This is a genomic window from Vibrio sp. R-1, assembly GCF_035615595.1.
Taxonomy (GTDB): Bacteria; Pseudomonadota; Gammaproteobacteria; order Enterobacterales; family Vibrionaceae; genus Vibrio; species Vibrio cholerae.
The window spans coordinates 68491-94732 of record NZ_WPDC01000004.1 but is presented as its reverse complement, the minus strand read 5'-3'; the positions used below and the strand labels follow the sequence as shown (position 1 = coordinate 94732).

Sequence of the window (26242 nt, the reverse complement as noted above, 5' to 3'; positions counted from 1 at the left end):
AATCGATTTACTTGTGTGAAGAAAGAAGAGTAACCTTCAGGCATTTCTTTACTAAATGTTGATTCTAAAGAGTCGGATCTATTGTAGTTTGTTAAAAGCTTATCAACTTCATTCAAAAGAGTTACGATGAAACCATGAACTACTTGATTTTCATAAAGATTAGTATTTTCTTTTAGTACTGGTACTTGTACGGAATGAGCTTTATACAGCCTGCTATTAAGCTCAAAGTGTGCACGATCAATGTCATCAATTTCTTCAACGACAGAAAGGTTGTCTAACAACCAACCTAAGGCACTATCATCCAAGCCCTCCTCTCCAGATGCTTGTAAAATACGGTGTTCAGGTAAAAGCTTGGTGATCGGTTTTGCAAATAAGTTTTGAAGAAGAAACGAGAGTTTATCAATTGTTTGTTCCAGCCTTTCCAGGCTTCCGTTAGGGGAAATGGATCCTTCTTTAAAGCCCGCACCATGTTTCGTTGTTTGAAAAAGGGAGTGGAGTTGTTCATCTCCTAAAGTGGATAGATAAGAAAGCATATCCTCCACATTTTGAGCATTAATTTTGGATGCAAAGACTTCCAATGGAGCAAAGTTTTTGACAATTTTGTTTTCATTTTCGTCTTCAAGCTCAACCGATAACTCTGCTAACCCAAAGTAATTTATAAACAAACATTCTAATGAGCGATTTTTATGGCGCTGAGGTTTCCAAACAAAATTTATATGGTTTCCGTCATAATCAATGTAAGTAGCAGGAACCATATGGTCATAAAGGCTCAGAGTTGCACTCTGAAACTCACAAGGAGTCCTTAAAAACAATTCAATAACTTCATTCTCTTTTACCCATGAGGCTGGTTCCACTTGAGAAGTGACCTCATTTAGACGAATAACCTCACCAGATCTACTTCCTGATTTAATGTGTAGCTCTAAATGCATTTTCGCCTAATCCTAGAAGTATGAGTATGAGCCTGTAAATTCATTACCACTGGCAAGTATTCTTTCAATTTGACCTGCTGAGCGAGGATAAGTTTTGTTCACAATAGCTAATAGTTGCTCTAAACGTTTTCTAAATGCCGCCCCATAACCTTCAATGTGAGGAAGAATATGTTGTTGAATCGCGAAGTCCATTGCTGCCTCTGAACCAATCATCTGACCAGCTACATCACAATAATTCGTAATCGCGTTTACTTTGCGTCTACTGATTGGAATTGATTTTCCAAGTGCAGAATCACGAGTACTTAACGTGTCGATTATCTTAGAAAGAATAAACTCGTCAGCTTTAGATAGCTCAGCGTATTCGGGTACAAACAATGCTCTAAGCTTCGAGGCTTTCACTGAACCATTAAGCGTCAAGCTAGCTGTATCTACTATTTTATCTGTAGGTGAATCTAAAGTTATTACCGGAACACGATCGATGAGTCGAGGAGATAATTTCTCTGTAGTTGCATCGTTATTTATTGTCGCGATAAATCTTGTGTTATCCCCAATCTTGAGAAAACGATGTCCCTCGTGAGGTATACCTGTATCTATTGGTCGATTTAAGTTCTCTAAATCACATAATGCAAGGAAGTCAGACCAATAATGCTCCATACTAGACAAGTTTGCTTCATCTAAAAGGATTAGCTTTAAAGCATCACTATCTTTAGGCTCTTGCCTAGCGAGAAAGCTGTATAGTCCAGTCCTAGATTCTTGGTATACATCTTTTAATGAGTTATAAAAGCCAAGAGTGTCTCTACTTGACACCCAGCCACGACCAACAGGTACGTACAAGAAGTTTTGATCACCTTTGCTATTTCCCAAATGTAACGCTTTTGCCAAGCGTGTCACTGTTGATGTTTTACCTGTGCCCGGAGGTCCAGACAAAATAGTGAGAAACGATTGGTTAACCGAAACTATTAGGTTAGTCATCTCTTCTTTGCTAAACATTCTCCCATTATCTTGGGCAAAATGGGCACTAATAGCATCAATAAGCTGCTCTGCAGTATCAGGTTCTGAGTCACTATATATAACAGGACTATATTGCTGGGCTGGTTTTGACACAGAAGCCGACTTACCATTCAAAACTCGATTAATGGCTTCCATTTCACCAATTTTTTTCGCTAACTCTTCTGTGTCATTGTTCTTCAGTGTAGCCTCAAAGCCTTTTACTGTAGATTCAAGTCGTTTTGAGTGCTGTTCGTAGTAATTACATGTTTTTTTCAGTTCTTCTATTTCATCCACTAACCCTAGCCGATCAATTTTATCTTTAATTTTCTTCTCTAACGCAGTTTGTTCTTTCTCAAGAGAAACAATATGCTCACTCAATTCTTGTTGCTTCAATTGCAGTGTTTGCCTTACTTCACCTTCAGTCTCAGCAGCAATTCTTGCAATTTCGTCCTGTGCATCTTTTCTTTTTTTGCAACGCTATTGATTATTTGCGAGATTTCCTGTTCTTTCGCTGTAATCTGAGCTTGTTGCTCTTGAAGTTTTTGCTGAATTTTCTTTTCTTCAGCTTTAGCATCTGCCCTCACTTTGTCGATAAAATCACTCAAAAGAGTTGACTTATTGGCTTCCACATAGTTATTAAGGAATTCTTGGCCTGAATTGCTTTCAAGGTAATTTTTTATGAGCTCAAAACCGATATCAGCTTCGCTAAGATATCTATCTAGTAAACCTTTGAGCCGTTCGAGTCGTTCATCTTGCTTCCCAAATTTATTCGCTTTTTCGCTATCCGCGATGATTTGCTGTAGGCGTTCAGCTTCTTTTTTTCCAAGTCCTTTGGTTTGTTTACCAAAACCTAGTAGATTAACGACTTTAATCAATTGGTCATCAGAAACATAGTCAATACTGCTTTTGTCATTACGATGTGATGATAGTTGTTTGAATGAGGATACAAACAACATCGATTCACCGTTGATTCTTGTTTCAATCACGCAATCATTAACAGCCGTTAAAGGGAATCTGCCAATATAACCTTTGCCAAAAGATAAGCTTGGGTGAACATAAGGTTCAACGATATATCTATCTTCATCTGTTTGGCTGCTTGTGAGAGGACCGAATAGGTAGCCATCGTCTAAAATAAAGAATGGTCTAGTTGGAGGAATCATTCCTGCTGGGAGAATACCATTTTCTTTGCTAGGAAGTTGAACTGGGACAATTGGTAACAACGTACTCGGCGTTAGATCAGAGAATGCAGATTCATCACGAGCCCAATAACGAGGAGAGCCACTTTGTTGAGTTTTTTCTTCATCGAGGTTGTGAGTTTTTAAGATAAAAAGTTCACTTGTATCGTAGTTTGAGTCAATATAAGGATATCCTCTTGAAACAAGGATATCTTGAGGATAATCGTGTCTGAGTATCGGCGTAAACTCTTCATTCTCTGAGATGCTTAATATCGGTGTTACAAAACCTTGATTTTCATTTAATTGAGTAGATTTTATAACAACTAGTTTATTGAGTATCTTTTTTTCCAGCATTCTGCGTTCCTAACATCGATTCTCTAACTGAATTAATTACAATATTCTACACTTCAATCAACGCGTAACTATCAACAATTGTTTTCGTATGAACTTATTTTTACTTGTTCTTTGACGTCCATCATACCTTATCGCATATTGAGGCATGAAAATGTTGTTTTAATGAGTCTGATCCATGATGAATCTATTTATAAATATGATGAAACATTGTTTTTTCTTAAAATTTGCAAATAAATCATAATGTTCAGCTTTGGGATAGCAGTAGAGTTTGTGTTTTAAATTGTTTCCGCTTGAATCAAAAAACCGCCTTTCTGAAGTGATTCCTGACTCTTTCTAGCTCTTGCCATACTCGTTCTGATTCTTTCTTGTTCGACTCAACCAGCCATTTACCGTAGACCCTTGCGACCATGGTGATATCTGCGTGACCCATTTATTGTGCCAAGTAACTCACGTTGACGTTAGCATGGGTGATCATCTAACAGGCGTAGGTATGTCGAAGTTGATACTGATTACGGCATCGGACGCCTCTTTTTGCACGAGTTAATGAGTTGCATATCTTATTAGTCACCGTAATATTCTGATTATTCTGCCCCGAGCCACTTGAATGGCTCTGCTGGCTTAAGTGCAGCTGAAAGCTCGCCCGCAAGAGGCTGGCCCCGTTCCACTCTAACGACTTTTGGGGCTGCGCCTTCCGTCAGATCAACCTTACTCATGTCGAGCCAAGAAACGGCGGGGAAAACTGCAGACTCAAAGTAATAAATCTTCGCTGTATGATCTGCAAATGTACGCCACAGTGTCATTGCGAGGTTAGGGCGGTCGGGATCAGTAATGCCGAGAGGGACGCTAACCGCACGAATTTGCGAAAAAACAGATGCAAGTGCAAGGTCGTTGTCTCGGTATTTAGGTGAGGCACTGAGAGCATAAGATGCGCGGACAAAGCGATCTGCGGCATTGATTGTGCCTGGAAGAAATTTGCTTCCGCCTATCTGCTGCCAATAGGTATTGAGTGCTAGCTGCTGATCGAACGTCGGTGAGTTGGTCATTACCTTGTACTGCGAACCATGATGAATCACGAGCTTGCCATCAATGTATTCAAAAATCGCAGAGTCGCCGTTCACGTCAGAAATCGAGAGGTGTAAGGCTGCTGCGTCTCCGTTTGGCAGTGAAGGCGCAATGATGGTAAATGGAGGATTGGCCATTGCCGTAACGGCCTCTTCTACGGTTGCGTAGTTATCGAGAAAATACTGTGCCCAAGCACCAGCGCTCAGTGTAGGCTTTCCGTCCTTGGTTGCATCCCCCCATTTAGCCTCCTTCAGATACAGCATGTTGACAACGAGTCCTTTCTCATTCATTCCATCAGCGGTTCCAGCATCATAGAAGGAGACAATAATTGAGCCGTACTTCGCGCTCCACTTAATTGGATTGTCACCAACCGTTCCATCGCGTTTCATCCCTTTGGGAAAGACCCACAGCGCCGTCGCTGCGGAAGGATCCGCCCAATCCATGGATCGTCCGCTGATATAGGATTGATTCCCCGTCTCATATAAGATGCGTGTGCAAGCTTGGGCGTTGTGCAAAGGCCCGAAAGCGAGCGCGATGGCTAAGGTGCTGAGCACAGTTTTCATCGTCGTGTATGGTTTCATGTGTTTCATCTTCATCTCTGATTCCTCTTTGGTGATGTGATGCAGTCCTTTCCAGACATAAACATTAGTCCCTATAGTCCTAACGTGAGGTTAAGGGGCGGCAACGCATTTACACTTAACTCAAGCACAGCAACTGCAACCAACGCAGTTCATTGAGAATTCAAATACAACACATGTGTAATCTGTTGCATATTTGTTTTATACAGAACTGTATTGAGAGACGCAAGCCTGTCGTTGATTGTCTAGGATGAATGATAGATTCCAAATTCAAGATACCCATGCATCCATGGAAATAAAGTGATTACAAAATGAATTTACACTGCTTTTTTTACCTGTGATTCCAACCAATCAATGAAAAGTTTTACTTTCTGATTATGCTTATTCGGCAGAGTCGCGACATAGTATCTTTGCTTACAAATCACCTCAGTATTGGGGTAGGGGGTCATCAGCTCACCCGACGATAGTCGCGATTTGACTAAACTGAATCGGCCCATTGCGATGCCTGCATTATTGATAGCCGCTATTACTGCTAAGTCTGATCGGTCGAAGCCGATACGGGATATATTTTCTAAGTTTTCCAACTGATTGGCATTGGCCCATGTTTTCCACTCATCTGCATCTGAATTATAGTTCCATGCCTGATTGTCATGGAGTAATGTGGCGTTATAAAGGTTATCCATTGAGCTAGTGAGCGAATATTTTTGGGCATACTCAGGGGTGCAAACTGGAATGATCGTTTCTGAGAATATTTCTTTGCAAGATAGCTTATCTGGCATATGGTCATCAAAATAGATGGCGACATCAATTCCAGAACCTTGGAAACTGATATTTTCATTTCCTGTTAGCAATTTCAGATCAATGGATGGATAGAGCTCTTTAAATGCGTGAATACGAGGAACTAACCAACATTGTGCAAAAGAAGGTCTTGAATAAATAGTCAGTAAGCCTGAGGTTTCACCATTTTTTATATCGATAATTTCTTGATTTAGATTATTCAATGTTTTTTGTAAAGAGTGATATATACGCTGTCCCTCTTCAGTTAATTCTACCTTTCTATGTGTTCGTTCAAATAATTTAATTCCGATTTCATCTTCAAGTTTATTTATTCTATGCGATATCGCACTCGGTGTGAGTGAGAGTTCATCCGCAGCCAAAGAAAAGGAATTATGCCTAGCGGCTACTTCAAAAGTATGCAACTTTGAAAGCTGAAAACTATTTATTCGGCTGTGTTTGGCAAAGATATTATCCTTAGTGTACATAGTTGGGCTCTGACTGAGGTATCAGGGTTCAGTCATATTAGCCTAATGTTGTGAATAAAATACATCTATTGTCCTGTGTTTCCCCAAGAGTCTATGAATTTCACGATTTTGTTTTAATCTGGTTCATGTGAAAGTGACTATTCTTCACTTGTCAGGATGTCTAATCTTCTATGAAATGCTCAGTGCATAAATAAACACTAAGGTTTTATGATGACGATCAACATAGAGCAACTTACTGAGCAATATCCGCTAGTCAAAGAGCTCATCGAGCTTAAAGAAGTATCTTGGTTTAACCCATCCATTACTCGCCTTGAGGAAGGGTTAAGCTACGTTGGACTTGGTTCTGAGGACATTCAAGATGCGAGTCAACGCTTAAAACGATTCGCACCTTATCTTGCAAAAGCGTTTCCAGAAACCGCGAAAACAAACGGAATTATTGAGTCAGAGGTCGTTCCCATTTCAGAGATGCAAAGTGTGCTTGAGCGTGAATATGACACCCCAATACAAGGTCGATTACTCCTCAAAAAAGACAGTCACTTACCCATTTCTGGCTCTATAAAAGCGCGAGGCGGGATCTATGAAGTGTTGACTCACGCAGAAAAACTCGCGATAGAGGCCGGATTGCTGACGGAGTCAGATGACTACAGCAAACTCTTAAACGAAGAATTTCGTGATTTCTTTAAACGGTTCAGTATTGCAGTGGGTTCGACCGGAAATCTGGGGATGTCGATTGGGATTATGAGTGCTAAGTTAGGTTTCTCGGTTTCTGTGCATATGTCAGCCGATGCAAGGGCGTGGAAGAAAAACAGACTCCGTGCTCTTGGGGTCAATGTGATTGAGTACGCCCAAGATTATGGTGTTGCGGTCGCTCAGGGGCGCAAAGAAGCTGAAAATGATCCGACGTGCTTTTTCATTGATGATGAAAATTCGCAAACTCTATTTCTAGGGTATTCGGTTGCAGGTGAACGCCTCAAGAAACAGTTCGATGAAAAAGGTATTGCTGTCGACGCGCAGCACCCTTTATTTGTTTACCTACCCTGCGGCGTTGGTGGTGGGCCGGGAGGGGTTGCTTTCGGTCTGAAAATAGCTTTTGGGGACAATGTTCATTGTATTTTTGCTGAGCCGACTCATTCTCCATGCATGATGCTTGGTGTTCATACTGGCTTGCATGACGCAATCAGTGTTCAAGATATCGGGATTGATAACATCACTGCAGCTGATGGTTTAGCGGTGGGGAGAGCTTCTGGTTTTGTCGGTCGAGCAATGGAAAGGCTGCTGGATGGCTATTTAACCATCAGTGATGAGCGTATGTACCGACTGCTTGGGCAATTGAATGAAGCGGAGAATATCCAGCTCGAGCCTTCTGCATTAGCCGGTATGATTGGCCCTATCGTGGTCACAAAGAGTGTTGAATATCGAGCTCGAATGCAGTTTGATGACACCGTGATGGGGAATGCCACGCATCTTGTTTGGGCGACTGGCGGGGGAATGGTTCCAGCAGAAGAGATGGACTCTTACCTAAAAAATCGTTGATTTAACAATAAGAGGTAAGGCGTTTCACCAAAAAGTGAAGCGCCGTTGATGTGTAAGGGTTCATCGGACTCAACATATCCCTTGCGACTTGATGTTGCAGCCGTTTGGGAAATTGCTCTAGAGACAAGTCATTTTTATCAAAGGTGAGTGATGAGAATGATGTGAAGAGGAATAAAACTTACACACCACCATCATTAGGCATATTAATAAATTTGGTTATTGATTCTGCTTAAAAAAGCGCTCAGCATGAGCAAATAGCTTGTCACAGAGAATTTTTTGTTCAGTGTATTCTTCAGAGCCTACGGACATTTCGCCTAAAACCGCTTGGGCGCTATGATACTCTTTTACCATCTCTTCAAATTTTGCTTCATATGCACCTTTTTTATTTTTTTTAGGCAATTTAACTCTTTTGTTCTTCATGATTTACCTTTTGAAAGTCATGTGATGCATATTTATTATTACTTGTGATTTTTACTCAGTTTAATAATAAATACTCATCAATATTTAAACCCAAGCATTTAAGATAATCTTGAATGCTTGACTTGTTATCTTGAGAAGTGGTCATTTAATTAACGGAAAACGTTAATCAATAGTTTATGCTTCATTGGTTATATGAGGAATATACTGCTTTTTAAAATTCCAATGTGCGATTTTTTATCTTCATAAAGATGACTCGCGCAATGATATGCATTGAGATTATCTTATGATAATAAAAACATGTCACTAAGTGCCCAGTTTTACTACACACTCAAAATGAAACCTAAAAGAGATTCAGACTAACCAAGGGATGTTTCAAGATAAAAAACGAGGCTCACTATACACGGATAAAATAAAATAGATAGAAGTTTTCTCATCTCTTCAGTTGTCACACTCTATTGTTTCTTGATAGTAAAATGTGAAAACCTAGACAATGTGGTACCGATACACGGCATGACAACTCTTGTAGAGTTTGCGTTGTAAGAGAGAGGCGGATGGTTGTCCGCCTACACTAGCCAATAGAGCCCTAGGAAAAATAAAAAAGAAAAGGCTAGCTATTCTCAATTCTATCGGTATACTGCACATCAGCTCCTAAGAAGAGAGCTATTTAGTTTTAAGATCGACATTTCTCTCAGTTCATCATCGATACCCTCGTTTACGTTCCTGCGACAAAATATTTATCTCTAAATCGTCAAATAGCACTTATTAGCTAAAATTAATCCTAAAAATTCAATATCAATATAGAGGTATCTATGTCTAATAAATCAACTGGTTCAGTAAAATGGTTCAACGAGACTAAAGGCTTTGGTTTTCTTTCTCAAGACAATGGTGGTGATGACGTTTTCGTTCATTTCAATTCTATTGTTTCAACTGGCTTCAAGACGCTAGCGGAAGGCCAAAAAGTGTCTTACCTTGTTGAAAAGGGTAAAAAAGGTTTACAAGCTGCTGAAGTAACAGTCCTGTAATACTGAATGTGACACCACTTTAACGTGGTGTCACAATACCCCTTCGAATATTCTTCAGTTATATACCTAAGCTATTTTAAAAACTTCACTGTACTGTTTTGCTGCATCAATTACTGTTAATATCAAATTATCACTTTTCGTATTAATATCTTCGGTATATATCTACAATTAGGTAATATTTACCTAAATCTTCTATTCCATCTTCTGGAATCTATATTAATAGGCTCATAATAGAGTCAATTTCGCCTAGTGCTTTATCCATATAAGTTGATTTATATATTGAAAGCGGTTGGCGAATCAATGAGAAATACATGAAATTAAACTTATCCGCATCTGCAATCAATATTACCCATTATGATCACGTTATTCCTAGTCGAGATTGTATTCTTAGTCTATTCGATAAAGTAAAACACTATTTAAGTTACGAACAAATCTCTCATTCAACGGGATTAAGTGAGAAAAATCAAAAAGAAGCGCTGAAAAAACGGCTCAGAGCAATGGAGCGTGACGGCCAGCTCACCTTTACACACAGAAGAGGCTATCAAAAAGTTGATCAAACCGCGTTAGTCTCGGGCCGAATTAGCCTGCATGCTGATGGTTTTGGTTTTGTCTCGTATGACGATAATCAAAAAGACCTATTTTTACCTAAACATCAGCTCGACCATGTGTTTGACGGCGATATCGTACAGGTTTTAAAAGGGCATGCTCAGCAACAGGGCCGTTCAAATCATCGTTTGATAAAGATTGTTGAGCGAAAGACGACTCACATTGTCGGTTTGCTTAAGAAAAAAGGCGTTAATTTCTATCTATCTCCAGAAAAATCAACGTTTTCACAGCTCATTCATGTCAATCCAAATCAATTTACAGCCAAAAGTGTGGGGAAATTGGTTTACGCCCAAGTGACTCAATATCCTGATCACAAACACTCTACTATGGTTGAGATCACCGAAGTTTTGGGGCGTCCAGGTGACTCTGGGATTGAGGTAAAGCTGGCATTACGTCGTCACGGTATCAATGAAAAGTGGGAGAGTGAGGTATTGAGCGCTGCCCTAGCTTTGGGAACGGATGTAAATGAAAAAGATAAAATGCAGCGTGTGGATTATCGAGATCTGCCTTTTGTCACTATAGATGGTGATGATGCCAAAGACTTTGATGATGCTGTCTATGGCTACCCGATGGATAATGGTCAATGGAAACTGTTCGTAGCTATCGCAGATGTATCTCATTATGTTCAGCCGAATGATCCCTTAGATCTTGAAGCCCAAACTCGCGCAACGTCAGTTTATTTTCCAGGTTATGTCGTCCCTATGTTGCCTGAAGCCTTATCGAATGGTTTGTGTTCTCTCAATCCGAATGTTGACCGCTTGGTCTTAGTGTGTGAAATGACCTTTGATGATGCGGGTATTATGCTGGATGCCGAGTTTTCTGAAGGCCTTATTCACTCCCATGCTCGGTTGACCTATAACCAAGTCAACGAGACGATTCTCAAACCGAATCAATGGAGTCATTCTCGCTCAAACAAGGTTGAGAAACACTTACTCAACCTGCATCGTTTATATCTGAATTTGCTGGGGCAACGTCAAGTGAGAGGAGCGATTGATTTTGATACTCAAGAACTCGCGTTTACTTTAGATAATAAGAAGAAAATTGCCTCGATCGATCCTGTTATTCGTAATGATGCGCACCGAATGATTGAGGAATTCATGTTGTGTGCAAATGTGGCTACCGCGGCGTTTTTACAAGAGCATAAAATACCCAGCCTATATCGTGTGCATGCTGGCCCTCAAATGAAAAAGCTTGCTTCACTGCGCATGATGCTGGCCGAGAAAGGCTTAGTTCTCGGTGGTGGTGATAAACCGACGTCGCATGATTACAACGCGCTGTTAGAGCAGGTTCATGATTTAGAAGAAGGGGATGTGATTCGTACTTTGTTGTTACGTTCGCAAAGCCAAGCTGAATATTCACCGAAAAATCAGGGACACTTTGGCTTAGCTTATGGGGCTTATGCGCACTTTACTTCACCCATTCGCCGTTATCCTGATTTGCTGGTACACCGAGCGATCCGTTCTAAACTACGTGAACAAGCGAAAGGGACGTTTCAGCGCCTACTGAGCAAGCTCAAATCGCTCGGTCAATGCACTGGTGGGTCAACCAATTATCCTTATGATAGCAAGGCGATTGAGCAATTAAGTGTGCATTGTTCTCATCAGTCTCGTCAGGCCGATGAGGTGAGCCGTGAGGTCGAGAATGCGTTGAAGTGTCACTATATGAAGCCCTTTATCGGTCAAAACTTTACTGGTCGAGTCTCTGGCGTAACCCATTTTGGTCTGTTTGTTGAGCTAGAATTAAACCGAATCGAAGGTTTGATTCCCCTCTCTAGCTTCCAAAATGGAGAGTTTGAGTTTGATGGGGTGAGACAAAAAATCGTTAGTCAAACCGCAACTTTTGCGTTGGGTACTCAAGTCGAAATTACGGTGAAAGAAGTTGACGCTAAACAAAGGAGAATCCTGTTTAGTTTTGCTGAGTAGCGAGAGCGATTGTGCTCATTCACTATCTGAACCGTCCGAGTGTATTAGATACACTCGGATTTTTTATGGTATTTAGCTTAGTGTGGGATTGGTCAACTAGCTTTTGTAATCACTGATTTTAGCGATTTGCTCTTGGCTGCGTTGCTTTTTATATTGCTTGGCTTCCGATGAAAGAGGCGTGACCTTGCCGGTTTCTATCCAAGTACGTAGACGATTGGCATCACCGACGGGTGAAAGTTTGCCTTTAGTATCCAGTACGACGAAGGCAACTTGGCGTCTACCCATCTGTGTGCGCATGACAAGACAATGTCCTGCGGCATTGGTGAATCCGGTTTTTGTGAGGTCAATTTTCCAATTGTCGTTGTGCACCAATCGGTTCGTGTTACGGAAATCGAGCGTGTATCGAGGTTTAGAAAAGGTGACGGTTTTCTTGTCGGTGGCGCTCAATTTACCCAACAAAGGGTATTTTTTACTGGCTTTCAGTAATACCACCAAGTCGCGAGCCGTTGAGACATTTTTCGCTGAGAGCCCGGTTGGCTCGACAAAGCGCGTATTTTTCATACCTAATGCTTTCGCTTTGGCGTTCATGGCTTTAATGAACGCTTTATAGCCGCCCGGATAGTGGTGGGCAAGGCTTGCCGCGGCGCGGTTTTCAGATGACATTAATGTCAGCAATAGCATATCTTTTCGACTGATTTCACTGCCGATCTTTACTCGAGAGTGCACGCCTTTCATCTCTTTCGCGTCTTTGATGGTGATGGGCAGTTTGGCATCCATGGGCAGCTTGGCATCTAAAGTCACGATGGCTGTCATTAATTTCGTGACTGAAGCGATGGGTTTTACCGCATCAGGATTATTGGAATAAATAATTTCATTGGTTTTAAGATCGATCACCAATGCACTATTGGCAGAGAGTTCTTGCTTCTTAACGGTTTTTTTTACGCCAGCTTTGGTCGTAGTCGAGGAATCGGCGGAATGCGCTGGTATGGCAATGATTAAACTGCTGCATATCAGAAGAACATGACCAAGGCGAGAGAAGATCTTCATTTTGAATTCACTGAACGGTTAATTAAGTCAAAGGTTTGTCATTGGTACCCAATCTATTCGAAACTACAGCATTAAACCGCGCTTACGAATGCCCATGGCACGATTACACTATGCCGCTGGCGGCTTACTTTTGAGTGGTTACCTGCACATCGAGTCGTTTGGGTATCACTGACAAAGTAAGTATAAGAGGCTTAGTTTCGGAGCAATAGAAGCGCCATTGAAAATATATTTATCCTTTTGGGGCACTCAACTACTGGAAAAATCTAGATTTTGGTATACGGTCTGGCGTGCTGAGCTTATGTGAATTTCAATACTTAGAAAAGGTGTCCATCTGAAGCGAGTCGCACCTAATGATAAAGTTTGAGTACGAAAGCACAGTTTGTTGCGCTCATTCATTTCAATCCCTACCATGAGGCATGCCTACAATTACGATGCCATATGCAACGTATCCATCCTCTACTTAACCACGGTCACCATTAATGGGTGACTTCGCTCACCAACTCTTCAAATTGGGTGATATCCCAATCACTTAAACTGTCCGTGACTTTTCCGACCAGCGGCAGTAAACGCCACGCTTCACTTTCTCGAAACGGGTGATTGGTGATGACGGCGTAACCGGCGACGCAACATCTGCCGCCTTTGGATCGAATGAACTCGGCAATGGTATTAACGGCTTCATCACTGTATGACTCGATTTTGTAGAGTGTGTCCATATCGTCATCCTCGATTAGGGAACAACGAATCTTCTGCATATTTGATGCCATGATGGCACGTCATGCTCGCACTAGAAGAATGTTAAGGATGTTTGCAAAAAGTGATGCAAGTTGCAAAAACACATTATTCATGTGCCTAAATGATGCAAATTGATTTCCATCAAGTTTGTGTGGTTTTTGTGTGCTACTGTGCGCGCAACACAAAGATAACAACATAGCCCTACAAAAAAGGAAAACGTCATGAAACAAACCATTTGCGGCCTAGCCGTACTTGCAGCCCTAAGCTCCGCTCCTGTATTTGCTCACCAAGAAGGTGACTTTATTGTGCGCGCGGGTATTGCCTCGGTAGTACCTAATGACAGTAGCGATAAAGTGTTAAACACTCAAAGTGAGTTGGCAGTTAATAGTAATACCCAGTTAGGGTTAACGCTTGGCTATATGTTTACTGACAACATCAGTTTTGAAGTCCTCGCTGCTACGCCATTTTCACATAAGATTTCTACCTCTGGTGGTGAGTTAGGTAGCCTTGGTGATATTGGTGAAACAAAACATTTGCCACCTACCTTTATGGTCCAATACTACTTTGGTGAAGCTAATTCGACTTTCCGTCCATATGTTGGTGCGGGTTTGAATTACACCACTTTCTTTGATGAAAGCTTTAATGGTACGGGTACTAATGCTGGATTGAGTGATTTAAAACTTGACGACTCATGGGGACTTGCTGCTAACGTTGGCTTTGATTATATGCTCAATGATAGCTGGTTCCTCAACGCTTCTGTGTGGTATGCCAATATTGAAACAACGGCAACCTACAAAGCTGGTGCAGATGCCAAATCCACGGATGTTGAAATCAATCCTTGGGTATTTATGATCGCGGGTGGTTATAAATTCTAACGCCCTATTTCGAAAATAAAGCCGCGAAATCGCGGCTTTATTTTTTTGTGGCCTCGATTTCATCATTTTTAGCGGTAGTGATTGTTTTCTAACGTAATCTCCATTCAGAGCCTGAGACGTACGTCAATCCCCTTTTGATACTGATAAATAGGTGTCAAATTTTAAAGGCGCAAACCTATCAGTAAGATTTTATCTTTATGATTTTCTTTTCTTTATTTCTGGCTTTCTTATCGAGTATTCCTACTTACTGAGTAGTTTGTGACACGTAAAGTGCACACTTCTTGTTAACATTTTTTTAACTTTGGTTTGGTGTTTTTCATTGACTTGTACCACTTTGATTGAACGCGGTATTTCGCGTGCAATCGGCGTTGATGGGAGCGGTTCAACGCTTAATACATTCAACATCTCTAGGATTGAGAAATGAAAATGATACAACGTCCTCTGAATTGGTTAGTTCTGGCCGGAGCGGCAACTGGCTTCCCTCTCTATGCGGCACAAATGGTCACGATTGATGATGCATCAATGGTTGAACAAGCGTTGGCGCAGCAACAGTACAGCATGATGCCTGCCGCCAGCGGTTTTAAAGCCGTCAATACGGTACAGTTGCCGAATGGTAAGGTGAAAGTGCGTTACCAGCAGATGTACAACGGGGTTCCTGTCTATGGCACCGTTGTGGTGGCAACCGAGTCCAGTAAAGGGATTTCGCAAGTGTATGGTCAAATGGCTCAGCAGTTGGAAGCCGATCTCCCAACCGTGACCCCTGACATTGAAAGCCAGCAGGCCATCGCTTTAGCGGTTAGCCATTTTGGTGAACAACACGCAGGCGAATCGCTCCCGGTTGAAAACGAAAGTGTGCAACTGATGGTACGTTTGGATGATAACCAACAGGCTCAGTTAGTGTACTTGGTTGACTTTTTTGTCGCTTCAGAAACACCTTCGCGTCCGTTCTACTTTATCAGTGCAGCAACGGGAGAAGTGCTAGATCAATGGGATGGCATTAACCACGCACAGGCAACAGGAACCGGCCCCGGCGGTAACCAAAAAACGGGACGTTATGAATACGGCAGTAACGGTTTACCCGGTTTCACGATTGATAAGACCGGAACTACCTGTACGATGAATAACAGTGCGGTAAAAACTGTTAACCTCAATGGCGGCACCTCGGGTAGCACGGCGTTCAGTTATGCTTGTAACAACAGCACTAACTACAACAGTGTGAAAACAGTGAATGGTGCTTACTCACCGCTTAACGACGCGCACTTCTTTGGAAAAGTGGTGTTTGATATGTATCAGCAGTGGTTGAATACTTCGCCGCTGACTTTCCAATTAACCATGCGTGTGCACTATGGCAATAACTATGAAAATGCCTTCTGGGATGGCCGCGCCATGACTTTTGGTGATGGCTATACCCGTTTCTATCCTTTGGTGGATATCAACGTTAGTGCCCATGAGGTCAGCCACGGTTTTACTGAGCAGAATTCAGGCCTCGTTTACCGAGATATGTCCGGTGGTATTAACGAAGCATTCTCGGATATCGCAGGGGAAGCGGCAGAGTACTTTATGCGTGGCAATGTCGACTGGATTGTCGGCGCGGATATTTTTAAATCCTCCGGTGGCCTACGTTATTTCGATCAGCCGTCACGTGATGGCCGCTCGATAGATCATGCTTCACAGTATTACAGCGGTATTGATGTTCACTATTCGAGTGGTGTGTTTAACCGCGCGTTTTACCTACTTGCCAATAAATCGGGTTGGAACGTACGCAAAGGCTTTGAAGTGTTTGCCGTGGCTAACCAGCTGTACTGGACACCGAACAGCACGTTTGATCAAGGTGGCTGCGGGGTAGTGAAAGCTGCGCAGGATCTCAACTACAACACCGCAGATGTCGTGGCGGCCTTTAATACCGTGGGTGTAAATGCTTCTTGTGGCACCACGCCACCACCTGTCGGCAAAGTGCTTGAGAAAGGTAAACCGATCACAGGACTGAGCGGCTCACGTGGAGGAGAAGATTTCTATACCTTCACTGTGACCAATTCAGGCAGTGTTGTTGTGTCCATCAGTGGTGGAACGGGCGATGCGGATCTGTATGTCAAAGCGGGCAGCAAACCCACCACTTCTTCTTGGGATTGTCGTCCATACCGTTCAGGCAATGCCGAGCAGTGTTCAATCTCTGCGGTTGTGGGTACGACATACCATGTGATGTTACGTGGTTACAGTAACTATTCTGGTGTGACGCTACGCTTGGACTAACTTCCTTGCCACCTACCTGAAACGCCTGGTTGTTTGAGTATAACAACGCAACGCCCTCAGCAAAGTCTGAGGGCGTTGTTTTTGAAGGGCAGTTTCTAGGATGTATCAACTATTTGAGTTGGCTGACCGCCGAAGAAACATTTTCTGCACCTTGGTAAATCTGTTCCATGATGGTTGACACTTCCACAATGCGGCCATTGGTTTCATTGGCAATCTTGGAGACTTGAGAAATGGAGCTGGTTACCGTTTCCGTTAACGCGAGGTTTTTATTCACCACTTGATTGATCTCTTCTGTGGCTTTTGAGGTGCGAGAAGCCAGTTGACGCACTTCATCGGCAACCACCGCAAAACCGCGTCCTTGCTCACCCGCTCGTGCCGCTTCTATCGCTGCATTTAATGCGAGCAAGTTGGTTTGATCGGCAATCCCACTGATGGTTTTGACAATTTCAGAGACATCTTTCGATAGGGTGACCAGTTGTTCAATTTGCGCCAAGGATTGTGAAATATTGCCCACCATAACATCCGCCAGCTTCACTGAGTCATGCAACACGCTGTTGCCTTGTTGAGCGACTTGCGAGGTTTCTACTGAAGTACTGTAAGCGATGTCAGCTGCATCAGATACTTGTAATTCACGCATGACATCTTCACTAATATTGGAAGCAAATTTCACTATTTTATATACACGCTGATGTTCATCTTTGATGGGGCTATAGGAGGCTTGAATCCAAATTTGGGAGCCATGGCGATCTTTGCGCAAAAATCGCCCAGACTTTACATGTCCTGAGGCTAACTCTTTCCAGAAATTAGGGTTTTCACGATAAAAGTCGTCATAGCAAAAGATACGATGATGTTTACCTTTAATCTCTTCCAGCGAATATCCCACGGTATTTAAGAAATTTTTGTTGGCACGCAGAATCGTACCGTCAGGCTGAAATTCTATGACGGCGAAATTATCATTCACTGCGCGTAGGACATCTTTATCGGCTTGTGCAGCCAAATACTGTGCTGTGATGTCACTGGCAATCTTCATTACACGCGTGACTTTCCCTTCTTCTTTAACAGGAAAATACGTCGCTTCGATGACCAGTAATTCACCGTCTTTCTTATAACGTTTGAAAGTGCCCGATTGACGATGACCTTGAGCCAATGATTGCCAAAATTTGCTGTATTGTGGTGAGTCGATTTCTTCTCTTGAACAGAAAATGCGATGATGTTTCCCCTGAATTTCATCCAACTGATAACCAGTCGCGGAAAGAAAAAGCGGGTTAGCGTTGATAATCGTACCTGTCGGTTCAAACTCTATTGTTGCCATACTGTCTGCAATGGCTCGCAGTGTATTCTGCTCTAGCGTTGGCGGACTCTGTACGACCTTTTGACGAAAACCAAACATATGCATCTCCTATTAACGCCTTATGTTGGGTGTCTCGTATGAACAAGAGCATCTGGCTCTCTTTTTCATTTAACGTGAAACATCACCAGTCACATAAGGTCAATCCATTCAAACTTTGCCAAATAAAGTGGCAAAAGAAAAATTGTAGTTCCTGCACATTGGATGCGAATAAGCGCGAACTTAGTTCTTCCATAGGGTGCTGGGATTCGCCTAACCTCTGACCTTGCGATTTCCATCCGTTTTACTAACCCGTTACTGGAGACTTATCATCATTTCAGTTTGAGCAAATCGGTGAAGTGATTGTTACCAATGCAGTTTCATTTCACGTAAGGAGTTCCATCAACGTGGAAACTGGTTGGTTATATTTGTTTACAATAAGCATTGGTGAGCATGCTTGGTATGTCAAGGCTATAGGTTTTTGTTTTTATAAAACATGAGATTAGTTGGAGTAAAGTGTGAGGTTCAAGATGAATGAGAACCGTATCCGGCCCTCATTCATGGTTGTTTGAGGTGTTTCTATGTAGCTTGCTTGGCTATTTCAATACAGCAGTATTTGTAATCGCATCTAAGCTGTCATTGACAAGAAAATCAGCGGTTTCGGTTTGCATCTCCGTATGATGTGCAAGATCCGCATATCCCGCATCTTGCGGTGCAACAAAGGTCGAGTGTTTCGCCGTGCTGTTGAACTGAACAAAGCTTTTGCTTGCGTTTGGCGCCGGTTGTCCTGCATTGACTGTGGTTAAACCAAGCAAGGTAGCCAGTGGCTCTGTGCCTGCAAACTGAGGGCTGAGATAATCCCCCGAGTCAGTTTGATTGCTCACCTTGTTAGGTACCACGCTGTCAGCATCCACTTCTGAGAAGTAAAGTGGCGTGGTCAGCCCACCATTATTAAGCTTTGTGCTCACCACAGAGTAAGGATCAATGGTGTCGAGTAGGGTCTGCGCCGCATACGAGAACATCTGGAAGCCAGAGGTGACTTGAGCACGTTGCTCTTCAGTTGCCGAGGTTTCAAACGACTTATAGCAAGTCGAATCGTCTAGGCTGGCACATTGTGCATCAGCAAACCCTTTGTATTCCGTGCTGGCGCTTAACGCAACGTTATGCTTGATCTGCGGCCCAAAGTATTCAGACCCTAACAGTAAGTTAGAAATTTGGCCTCCCGAGTTTTGAATCGCCGCGCCAGAGAAGCTGTACATAGCATCTGCAGCAGTAGATCCTAAGGTCTTGTTGCTTTCTGCAATCGCAGAAGTGCCGACAATTCCCCCTAATGAATGTCCCAGCATACGAACTTTCGAGCCTGTACCTACATTGATGCCAGACAGTGGTGTACCACTGAATAGAGGCTGAGACAGGGTTAACGCAGCTCGTAGTCCCAATACATCGAGAATGCTTTGGCGTAAGTTATCCCGTGCCACAGCCAAGTAGGTGAGGTTGATGTAAGCAAGGGGATCACTATTGGCCGAGCGTGTGCTGTCTAAACTACGTTCCCCGTGCAGCGGTAAGTCAATGGCAATAACAGCAAGTCCCGCAGCCGTAAGGTTTTTCGCGAAAGCGTAGGCATTTTCTTTGGCAGTGGTGACACCGTGTTGATAAATCACGATATTGGTTGGCGTGCTGCCATTGGGTGTAAAGAGTAGAAACGGCACATCTTGCACCGATTTCACTTTGGGTACGGGTGAATAGCGAGTGATGTAGCGTTCAGGATCCAATGCAGTGCCATCGGACTTGGTCAATCTCAGACCCATCAGCTTGAGCTGTTCACTCGCATCAGTGGCGAGCTTGGTGGTATCAATTCCCGCGGCAAGCAGTTGGCTGCCGATCGTTAATTGCTCTTTACTGTCTGCCAGTGCGGCTTTGATCTTGGCGAGGCTTGGCATCGCCGATTCAAACGGTTGAGTATTCCAGTTACTGCCAGTTTCAAGGTAGTAAGGTAGACGGACTGTGCCTTTGGTTACATCAACGGTATTGGCCGTGTAAGTACCTAAAATAGCGGTTTTTTTGTCTGCACCAACATAGGTACTGAAATTGTCATCCGCTGTCAGAGCGGCAGCGAAGTCAACGGGTGTACCTAATTGCATTGTGTAAGCTGTATCGAGCCCAAGGCCAGTTTGTTTCCACATTGTCTCTAATTGGTTGCTGCCATTGGCAAAAGCGGATGCGGTCGCACCGCGCGTGGCAAACAGAGTATTGCTCACCGATTGGGTGGAAAACCACGTCGAGTAGACGATTTGAGTTTCATCGACGCCGCTGAGTTGGAAGATTTTCTCCACTCCTTGAGTGACTTTTTGTAGCGTCGCAATATCTCCTTCGCTGTAAATCTTGTTTTTGGATTTCAGTGCGGCATAGCTTGCAGAAGTCCCCACCGGATTACTGTTGGCATCCGAGACTTCTGAGGTGACCGCCAAAATGTATTCCGAAGAGGCATTGAGTGCTTTGGTTGGCACGATGAGAATCTTATCGGAAGCGGCACTGGAGACGGCGGTGTAATCCACCCCATTGGTTAATAAAGCTTTGATACTCGGTGAACCGGTCATCGAGTCGGTTAACTCGTACAGATAAATACCCGATGTGATGATGTTATCGGCTAAACCTGCACCTTTAAAATCGAGGAACAGCGGCATAGTGATGGGCCAGCCATCCACTTGCCCCATCGCGACCAATGGGTTAGAGCCAGAAGTATTGCTGCCGGACGGAATTTCTAACGTGCCATCCTTGGCATTCATTAAGGCAAATGAGGGGAGAGGCACATTGGCATCTTTGCCACTTAACGCAAATTTGATCGTGGTATCACGTTGCAAGGCTTGTTGAATATAGGACTCGTATACCACCTCAGTGCTTGCACCTGAACTATTGGTCTCATCACCGCAGCCGGCTAACCAGAGTGCTGAGCAGAGTAGGGAGAGCTTAATAACCTGTTTCATGTTCGACTCCAGAAATTAGTGAAAACGGTAGTTAAATTGCAATGCACTGATATAGGCGACCGCTTCAGACTCAAACTGAAGGTTCTGGCCGATTTGGTTTTTTTCGGTAAAAGACCCCTTACGGCTCTGTACTAACGCAAAACCGGCATCCATGGTCAGTTGTGGCGTCAAGGTGTACGTCAAACCCGCCGAGTACCAGAAACGGTCACTGTCGGGAATACTGAGTGTTGCCTTACCGGCTTGCTCATCGAAAGCCAAACCTGCGCGTAATGTCCAAGTGGTATTCAGCGTATAGGTTGCGCCGACAGACCAGCGTCCGTTGTATTGGTATTGTTCGATTTTTTGGAAACAGGTGCCGTTTTTACATTGGCTGGAAGTGGCAGTGAGTTCTTCAAAGCTGCTCCAATCGGTTTGTTGGTAGCTGTAATGCACAGCCCATTGTTCATTCAGTTGGTGGAAGCCAGAGAGCTCCCAAATGGCTGGCAGTTCGATTTTGAGTTGTCCCGGAACAACCGCACTGGTCGCGATGCCTGAGTCATAACTGGAGAACTCGCCATCATCGAAATTCAGCTTAACGCGCGAACGGTAGCCAAAGCCGATCCGGTTTTGCTCATCCAATTCATAAAGCGCGCCGATATTCCAGCCTAAAGCAAGGGTTTCACCCGTCATGCCAATCAGGTTATCGCTAGGATTTCCGCCGCCCATGAAGGGAGCCAATCCACCTTTGTGGCGAGTTAATTTGGCTTTGGCGGCGACCAAATCAAGGCCAAAACCTAAGCTCAGTTCTGGGTTAACACGATACGCGATGTTTGGGTTGAGGTTGACTGAGATAAGTGAGGTATCGCCGGCTAAGTCGCCTGCATAAATCTCATTGGGGTAGTCAGTCGCAACGCCATAGGTCGTAAACATGGCTAGCCCCCACGCCCATTGATCGTTGATTGGGCGGATATAATACGCGGCGGGCACAATTTGCAGAGGAGCCACATCCTTCATCGACTGATTGTTGGAAAGATCGTCCACATTGACTTCAGGATCGACGATCGACAGTGCACCAGAGAATTGCGCCGTCTCAAAAAGCATCATGGCGGCAGGATTTCGTGCTAACACGCTGGCATTATCGGCTACCGCCGCTTCACCAGAAAATGCACGACCTAAACCCGATGCTGAGTGTTCGGCAACTTGAAAACCAGCGGCGCTAACCTGCCCCGCAATCAGGGCTGAGATGGCGACAGCAAGGGAAGATTTATACAACATTCTCGACCTCCTAGGTCTTTCCGCACGATTGAAGAACAAAAGTGACACTGGCAGCATGCAAGAGCGCTTGGCTGCTAATCGGTATTCTCAAATCGCTTGGGTGTGTGGTTATTGTTATTGGCTTGATGCGATTTTTTCAGTTGACCCATGACGGATATCCCTTGCTACCGATCTATAACGCCAAGTCGTTTTGTTATGGCGAGCAAGTGATGGGATGCGTAACGGGTGGGGATGAGAAGGTGCAAGTAAAGGAACCCAACCACTGAAAAGAGCACATGAAGCGCGATGTTAAATTTGTGTTAATGCCATGTCAAAGAAAATAACTGAATTATTTTCTAAAAGAGGCGCAAGATAGAGATTTAATTCATCAAGATCAATGAATTAAAGTCATTTTCTGGTTGTACCAGTTTAAGTTTGCAGGCTTTACAGTCAGTTACAACCAAAGGATGATTTTTGAGTGCTTTTGGGGAGGGGACATCGCCACGAATTTCGACAAATTCAGGAGCATACTGTGTATGCTCCTGATGGAGTGGCTTAGCGGCCAACGAACGCCACGACCACCTTATCTTCACCCAATGTGCGAGTGAAAACATAAGCGTTGGATTGGGCGATTTCGCGATGCTCTCCCGCTCCTATCGCAGGGTGGCGTTGACGGAATTGACCTAAGGTTTGCCAATGCTTGAGCAGTGCTTGGCGTTCGGCATCCCATTCCCAAGGCATATCAGAGCGAGTGCCTTGATGGAAATCGTCTGCGTACGGTCCCGCTTCGCGGGCGACTTCATCGCCGTAATACACTTGGATCGCACCCGGTGTCAGTAGCAGGGCATTGGCGGCGTTACGCTGCATATCCAGTGATTTAAAGCGTCCGAAAAACAGCTCAGTATCGTGCGAAGACATATAACTGACGGGGTTAAAGTCGGGATATTTGGCGAGGGTTTGCGCGTAATCGCGATACACCATCGCCATCTGGCTCAAACAGGCTGCGCCGTTATCCATACGTTTTTGAATGTCAAAGTTAATCAGTGCATCAAAGCCATCATCAAAGTAAGGGCTGCGATAGGCACCGTGCCCCCACACTTCGCCCATCATCCAAAACGGCTCACCGCTTTGATTATTGTCTTTACGCCACGCTGCAAGGCTTTCCGTCGCGCGCTGTTTTAAGCGTTGCCACACTTCCCCTTCCACATGTTTGACGGTGTCGATGCGAAAACCGTCGATCCCAAAGCGGCGTACCCAATCGCTCTGCCACTCAATTAAATAGTCAGCGACAGTGTAATTGGGTTTGCTCACCACTCGTGTGCCGGGATTGTTGAGTAGCCACTGTGGCGGGGTAACGGCTTGGGGGGATTCAGTGCGAAAATCCGGTAAACCGGCGAGATTCATCGTGATGTCACTGCTGCCCGGCGCAGGATAGCCCGGTAAGCCTGCGCGTACCCAGTCTGGCCCCCACCACTGTTGCCAATTCTTGCTCTGGTAATCAATGGCTTGATGGAAATTGTGCCAGTTTTCGTCGGCGTTGGGTTTCCAGTCATTCCAACGTTCAGGCAGCATAGGTGCGTTGACCACTTGTACCGCATCTTGCTGTAAATCGGCGAGTGTCGCGTAACCTGCATGATTGATCACCGCATCCATCAAAATTTTAATGCCGCGACGATGCGCTTCACGTACTAAGGTTTGTAAATCCTCATCTTTCCCAAAGTTGGCATCGATCTTGGTGAAATCGCGGGTCCAATAGCCGTGATAGGCATAAAACGGGAATGATCCTTTCTCACCACCGCCGACAAACCCATGTACCTGTTCGACAATTGGAGAGAGCCAGATAGCATCCGTGCCTAAGCTTTGGATATGGTCAAGTTTTGCAATCACACCCTTGAGATCGCCGCCATGAAACGTTCCGATCTCCTCTTGGCCATCTTTGTGACGACCATAACTGCCATCATTGCTTGGGTCAGCGTTGTAGAAGCGATCAACCATCACAAAATAAATATTGGCATTTCGATAGGTAAAGGGCTGTTTGGGCTCGGCTTTTGCTGTCTGTTTGGGTTCCAACAACACCAAGCCGCCGCTGTTAGCGGAAGGGGTTAAGCGCACTTTGCCTTGGTCAACAGTCACCACTTGCCCAGTCATTGCATCTTGCAACTCGGTTCCATCGGCAAAGCTGCTCGCCAGATCTAAAGTCACTTCACCGCCTTGATACACTTCGCAACTGACGTTTGGGATCGGGCGACGAAACTCAGTTTTGGCTGCCTTAGTGGTTTGACGCACGAAGGTGAGCGTATTGTTTTGCGCTTGCCACTGAAATGCGTAATCCCCGGTAAAACGGATACTCAAAGGTAACTGAGTCGGGACATGGCAATTGAGAGCGATGGGCGTATTGAATTTGATCTCTTGTTCGGGGACCGGTGGGCAATCACCGCCAATCCCGCTAATGGTCAAGGTGTAGTCGCCCTTAGTGAGCGGGATCACCAGTGGTTCATCGGCTTGCAGTGGAAAATCACGGCTGTTGGTGGTGGTTGCTACCGTTAAATTCGCGGTCGAAGCCGATGAGGCCAGTGCTGGCAAAGCTAGAGCTGAGAGCAGCGATAGGGTCAAGGCGTTCAGTTTCATTCTCTATCCTTCTTATTATTGGTTCGGCTTTCCTACCCAAATGGCGCCGATTTTTGTATCGATAAAGGATAAATTGCACCGCGTCACTCAACATCATTCTCAGCGCTACGCCTTGTTAATTTGCACTGTGTCACAACCCAGCAGGATAGGGCGTAGAAAGCCAGATTGCCGCCATGCGTTATCGTCTAAAAATCTAATTCAAGTCACAACTTTATGGTTCGATATTGATAGTTTTTGCACAGAGACGGCCAGCTGCATAGGATGTGCTGAGTGAAAAACAGGAGAATAACCATGCAACAACAAGCAACCGTACAGAAAGTGACCATGGCGCAACAAGGGCCAGAGCTGTCTGAACTGGTTCAAGGTTACTGGCGACTGGCGGAATGGAACATGACGCCTCAGCAGCGCTTAACCTTTTTGAAGCAGCATATTGAGCTGGGGATCAGTACCGTTGATCACGCGGACATTTACGGCAACTATCAATGTGAAACACTGTTTGGTGAAGCCCTAGCGTTGGAACCTTCACTGCGCGAGCAGATCGAGATTGTGACCAAATGCGACATTAAACTGTGTAGCGATCGCTTTCCTGAGCGCAAAATTAATCACTACGACACCAGCGCGGCGCATATCTATCAATCGGTCAATCACTCGCTTGAGCGTTTGGGAGTCAATGAGATCGATGTCTTGCTGATCCACCGCCCAGATGTACTGATGAATGCTGATGAAGTCGCTGAAGCGTTTTCTGAACTGCACAAGGTCGGTAAAGTGAAACACTTTGGTGTTTCAAACTTCAGCCCAGCGCAGTTTGATTTGCTGCAGTCACGCTTAGGTAAGCTATTGGTGACTAACCAAGTCGAAATCAATCCACTCAATTTTGATGTGGCACACGATGGCACCTTGGATCAACTGCAGCGTCTGCGCATTCGCCCAATGGCATGGTCATGCCTCGGTGGCGGCGCAATTTTCTCAGGTCAAACTGAGCAAGCGCAGCGCGTACGAGCTGTGCTGGAAGAGATCCGTGTTGAGCTCGGTGCAGAGTCGATTGAGCAGGTGATTTATGCGTGGGTGCGTCGTTTACCGAGTCAACCATTACCGATTATCGGATCCGGAAAAATCGAGCGAGTTCAAAGTGCAATAGCAGCCTTGTCGTTAGAGCTTTCTCGTGAGCAGTGGTATCGGGTGTGGGTCGCATCCAAAGGTCATGGCGTGCCATAACGGGGTATTACGGCTCAATCTTCTTCCACCCTGCAGCTCCACTTTGTTTGAGAAGATACTCTTGCGCCAGTCTTTGTACTGGCGCAGTTTTTCTCAAG

19 protein-coding genes and 1 pseudogene are annotated in these 26242 nt (G+C 44.3%); 6 read left to right on the top strand and 14 right to left on the bottom strand.

Going from position 1 to position 26242, the window contains the following annotated elements; genetic code table 11:
- From GOU96_RS01765 to dsdC, 6 genes and pseudogenes are all read right to left on the bottom strand, one after another.
- Positions 1–929, bottom strand: a pseudogene (locus GOU96_RS01765) (hypothetical protein); the annotation flags it as partial.
- 12 nt (positions 930–941) lie between these two features.
- Positions 942–2312, bottom strand: coding sequence for an AAA family ATPase (locus GOU96_RS01760; RefSeq protein ID WP_267782361.1), 1371 nt, complete (start codon positions 2310–2312; stop codon positions 942–944).
- A gap of 14 nt (positions 2313–2326) precedes the next feature.
- A complete protein-coding gene (locus GOU96_RS01755) occupies positions 2327–3448 on the bottom strand; it encodes a hypothetical protein (RefSeq protein ID WP_267782358.1) in 1122 nt (373 codons plus the stop codon).
- A 295-nt stretch (positions 3449–3743) separates the two neighbouring features.
- The gene (locus tag GOU96_RS01750) at positions 3744–3878 is read right to left on the bottom strand and encodes an integrase (protein ID WP_267782356.1); all 135 of its coding nucleotides are present in this window, start codon (positions 3876–3878) and stop codon (positions 3744–3746) included.
- A 151-nt stretch (positions 3879–4029) separates the two neighbouring features.
- Complete coding sequence (locus tag GOU96_RS01745; protein ID WP_267782353.1) at positions 4030–5106, bottom strand: linear amide C-N hydrolase; 1077 nt, start codon at positions 5104–5106, stop codon at positions 4030–4032.
- Between the two features lie 299 nt (positions 5107–5405).
- The gene (dsdC, locus tag GOU96_RS01740) at positions 5406–6350 is read right to left on the bottom strand and encodes a DNA-binding transcriptional regulator DsdC (RefSeq protein ID WP_258502520.1); all 945 of its coding nucleotides are present in this window, start codon (positions 6348–6350) and stop codon (positions 5406–5408) included.
- Positions 6351–6557: 207 nt separating this feature from the next.
- Here dsdC and GOU96_RS01735 point away from each other — a divergent pair, with 207 nt between their 5' ends.
- Positions 6558–7883, top strand: a complete 1326-nt coding sequence (locus GOU96_RS01735; RefSeq protein ID WP_267782351.1) for a D-serine ammonia-lyase — start codon at positions 6558–6560, stop codon at positions 7881–7883.
- A 216-nt stretch (positions 7884–8099) separates the two neighbouring features.
- Here GOU96_RS01735 and GOU96_RS01730 read toward each other — a convergent pair whose 3' ends face one another.
- Positions 8100–8303 (bottom strand): hypothetical protein, encoded by a 204-nt coding sequence (locus GOU96_RS01730; protein ID WP_000792246.1) that lies wholly within the window; start codon positions 8301–8303, stop codon positions 8100–8102.
- A gap of 809 nt (positions 8304–9112) precedes the next feature.
- On the opposite strand from GOU96_RS01730, the gene GOU96_RS01725 reads away from it, so the two are divergent.
- Both GOU96_RS01725 and rnr read left to right on the top strand, forming a co-directional pair.
- Positions 9113–9325: a cold-shock protein gene (locus GOU96_RS01725; protein WP_000066811.1), complete on the top strand. Its 213-nt coding sequence runs from the start codon at positions 9113–9115 to the stop codon at positions 9323–9325.
- Between the two features lie 311 nt (positions 9326–9636).
- Positions 9637–11853, top strand: coding sequence for a ribonuclease R (gene rnr / locus GOU96_RS01720; RefSeq protein WP_001961295.1), 2217 nt, complete (start codon positions 9637–9639; stop codon positions 11851–11853).
- Between the two features lie 96 nt (positions 11854–11949).
- Here the strand turns inward: rnr and pbpG are convergent, their stop codons facing one another.
- Positions 11950–12900 (bottom strand): D-alanyl-D-alanine endopeptidase, encoded by a 951-nt coding sequence (gene pbpG / locus GOU96_RS01715; protein ID WP_000689270.1) that lies wholly within the window; start codon positions 12898–12900, stop codon positions 11950–11952.
- A gap of 476 nt (positions 12901–13376) precedes the next feature.
- Positions 13377–13613: a hypothetical protein gene (locus GOU96_RS01710; protein WP_000380451.1), complete on the bottom strand. Its 237-nt coding sequence runs from the start codon at positions 13611–13613 to the stop codon at positions 13377–13379.
- A gap of 240 nt (positions 13614–13853) precedes the next feature.
- Between GOU96_RS01710 and ompW the strand changes: the two genes are divergently transcribed.
- A complete protein-coding gene (gene ompW / locus GOU96_RS01705) occupies positions 13854–14507 on the top strand; it encodes an outer membrane protein OmpW (RefSeq protein ID WP_000814590.1) in 654 nt (217 codons plus the stop codon).
- Positions 14508–14927: 420 nt separating this feature from the next.
- Entirely contained in the window at positions 14928–16757 is a 1830-nt protein-coding gene (hapA, locus tag GOU96_RS01700) for a hemagglutinin/proteinase HapA (RefSeq protein WP_033931955.1), read from the top strand.
- A gap of 109 nt (positions 16758–16866) precedes the next feature.
- Here the strand turns inward: hapA and GOU96_RS01695 are convergent, their stop codons facing one another.
- The 5 genes from GOU96_RS01695 to GOU96_RS01675 form a co-directional block, all read right to left on the bottom strand.
- Positions 16867–18153 carry a methyl-accepting chemotaxis protein gene (locus GOU96_RS01695; protein ID WP_371311711.1) on the bottom strand — a complete coding sequence of 429 codons (1287 nt, stop codon included), beginning with the start codon at positions 18151–18153 and terminating at the stop codon, positions 16867–16869.
- Between the two features lie 527 nt (positions 18154–18680).
- The gene (locus GOU96_RS01690) at positions 18681–21068 is read right to left on the bottom strand and encodes a VolA/Pla-1 family phospholipase (RefSeq protein WP_267782347.1); all 2388 of its coding nucleotides are present in this window, start codon (positions 21066–21068) and stop codon (positions 18681–18683) included.
- Between the two features lie 15 nt (positions 21069–21083).
- On the bottom strand, positions 21084–22322 hold the full coding sequence (locus tag GOU96_RS01685; protein WP_267782344.1) for an outer membrane protein transport protein: 1239 nt from the start codon (positions 22320–22322) through the stop codon (positions 21084–21086).
- A gap of 359 nt (positions 22323–22681) precedes the next feature.
- Positions 22682–22867, bottom strand: coding sequence for a hypothetical protein (locus GOU96_RS01680; protein ID WP_095466618.1), 186 nt, complete (start codon positions 22865–22867; stop codon positions 22682–22684).
- The gene (locus GOU96_RS01675) at positions 22857–24929 is read right to left on the bottom strand and encodes an alpha-amylase (RefSeq protein ID WP_267782341.1); all 2073 of its coding nucleotides are present in this window, start codon (positions 24927–24929) and stop codon (positions 22857–22859) included. The genes GOU96_RS01680 and GOU96_RS01675 overlap by 11 nt, the downstream gene beginning before the upstream one ends.
- A gap of 291 nt (positions 24930–25220) precedes the next feature.
- Here GOU96_RS01675 and GOU96_RS01670 point away from each other — a divergent pair, with 291 nt between their 5' ends.
- Positions 25221–26144 (top strand): aldo/keto reductase, encoded by a 924-nt coding sequence (locus GOU96_RS01670; protein ID WP_001187215.1) that lies wholly within the window; start codon positions 25221–25223, stop codon positions 26142–26144.
- The last annotated feature ends 98 nt before the right edge of the window (positions 26145–26242 follow it).

Coding starts and splice junctions, on each gene's coding strand:
- GOU96_RS01695 (WP_371311711.1), bottom strand. CDS start 18,153: ATGCATATGTTTGGTTTTCGTCAAAAGGTCGTACAGAGTCCGCCAACG.
- GOU96_RS01725 (WP_000066811.1), top strand. CDS start 9,113: ATGTCTAATAAATCAACTGGTTCAGTAAAATGGTTCAACGAGACTAAA.
- ompW (WP_000814590.1), top strand. CDS start 13,854: ATGAAACAAACCATTTGCGGCCTAGCCGTACTTGCAGCCCTAAGCTCC.
- GOU96_RS01685 (WP_267782344.1), bottom strand. CDS start 22,322: ATGTTGTATAAATCTTCCCTTGCTGTCGCCATCTCAGCCCTGATTGCG.
- GOU96_RS01690 (WP_267782347.1), bottom strand. CDS start 21,068: ATGAAACAGGTTATTAAGCTCTCCCTACTCTGCTCAGCACTCTGGTTA.
- GOU96_RS01735 (WP_267782351.1), top strand. CDS start 6,558: ATGATGACGATCAACATAGAGCAACTTACTGAGCAATATCCGCTAGTC.
- GOU96_RS01745 (WP_267782353.1), bottom strand. CDS start 5,106: ATGAAGATGAAACACATGAAACCATACACGACGATGAAAACTGTGCTC.
- rnr (WP_001961295.1), top strand. CDS start 9,637: ATGAAATTAAACTTATCCGCATCTGCAATCAATATTACCCATTATGAT.
- GOU96_RS01730 (WP_000792246.1), bottom strand. CDS start 8,303: ATGAAGAACAAAAGAGTTAAATTGCCTAAAAAAAATAAAAAAGGTGCA.
- pbpG (WP_000689270.1), bottom strand. CDS start 12,900: ATGAAGATCTTCTCTCGCCTTGGTCATGTTCTTCTGATATGCAGCAGT.
- GOU96_RS01710 (WP_000380451.1), bottom strand. CDS start 13,613: ATGGACACACTCTACAAAATCGAGTCATACAGTGATGAAGCCGTTAAT.
- GOU96_RS01755 (WP_267782358.1), bottom strand. CDS start 3,448: ATGCTGGAAAAAAAGATACTCAATAAACTAGTTGTTATAAAATCTACT.
- GOU96_RS01675 (WP_267782341.1), bottom strand. CDS start 24,929: ATGAAACTGAACGCCTTGACCCTATCGCTGCTCTCAGCTCTAGCTTTG.
- GOU96_RS01750 (WP_267782356.1), bottom strand. CDS start 3,878: ATGGGTCACGCAGATATCACCATGGTCGCAAGGGTCTACGGTAAATGG.
- dsdC (WP_258502520.1), bottom strand. CDS start 6,350: ATGTACACTAAGGATAATATCTTTGCCAAACACAGCCGAATAAATAGT.
- hapA (WP_033931955.1), top strand. CDS start 14,928: ATGAAAATGATACAACGTCCTCTGAATTGGTTAGTTCTGGCCGGAGCG.
- GOU96_RS01670 (WP_001187215.1), top strand. CDS start 25,221: ATGCAACAACAAGCAACCGTACAGAAAGTGACCATGGCGCAACAAGGG.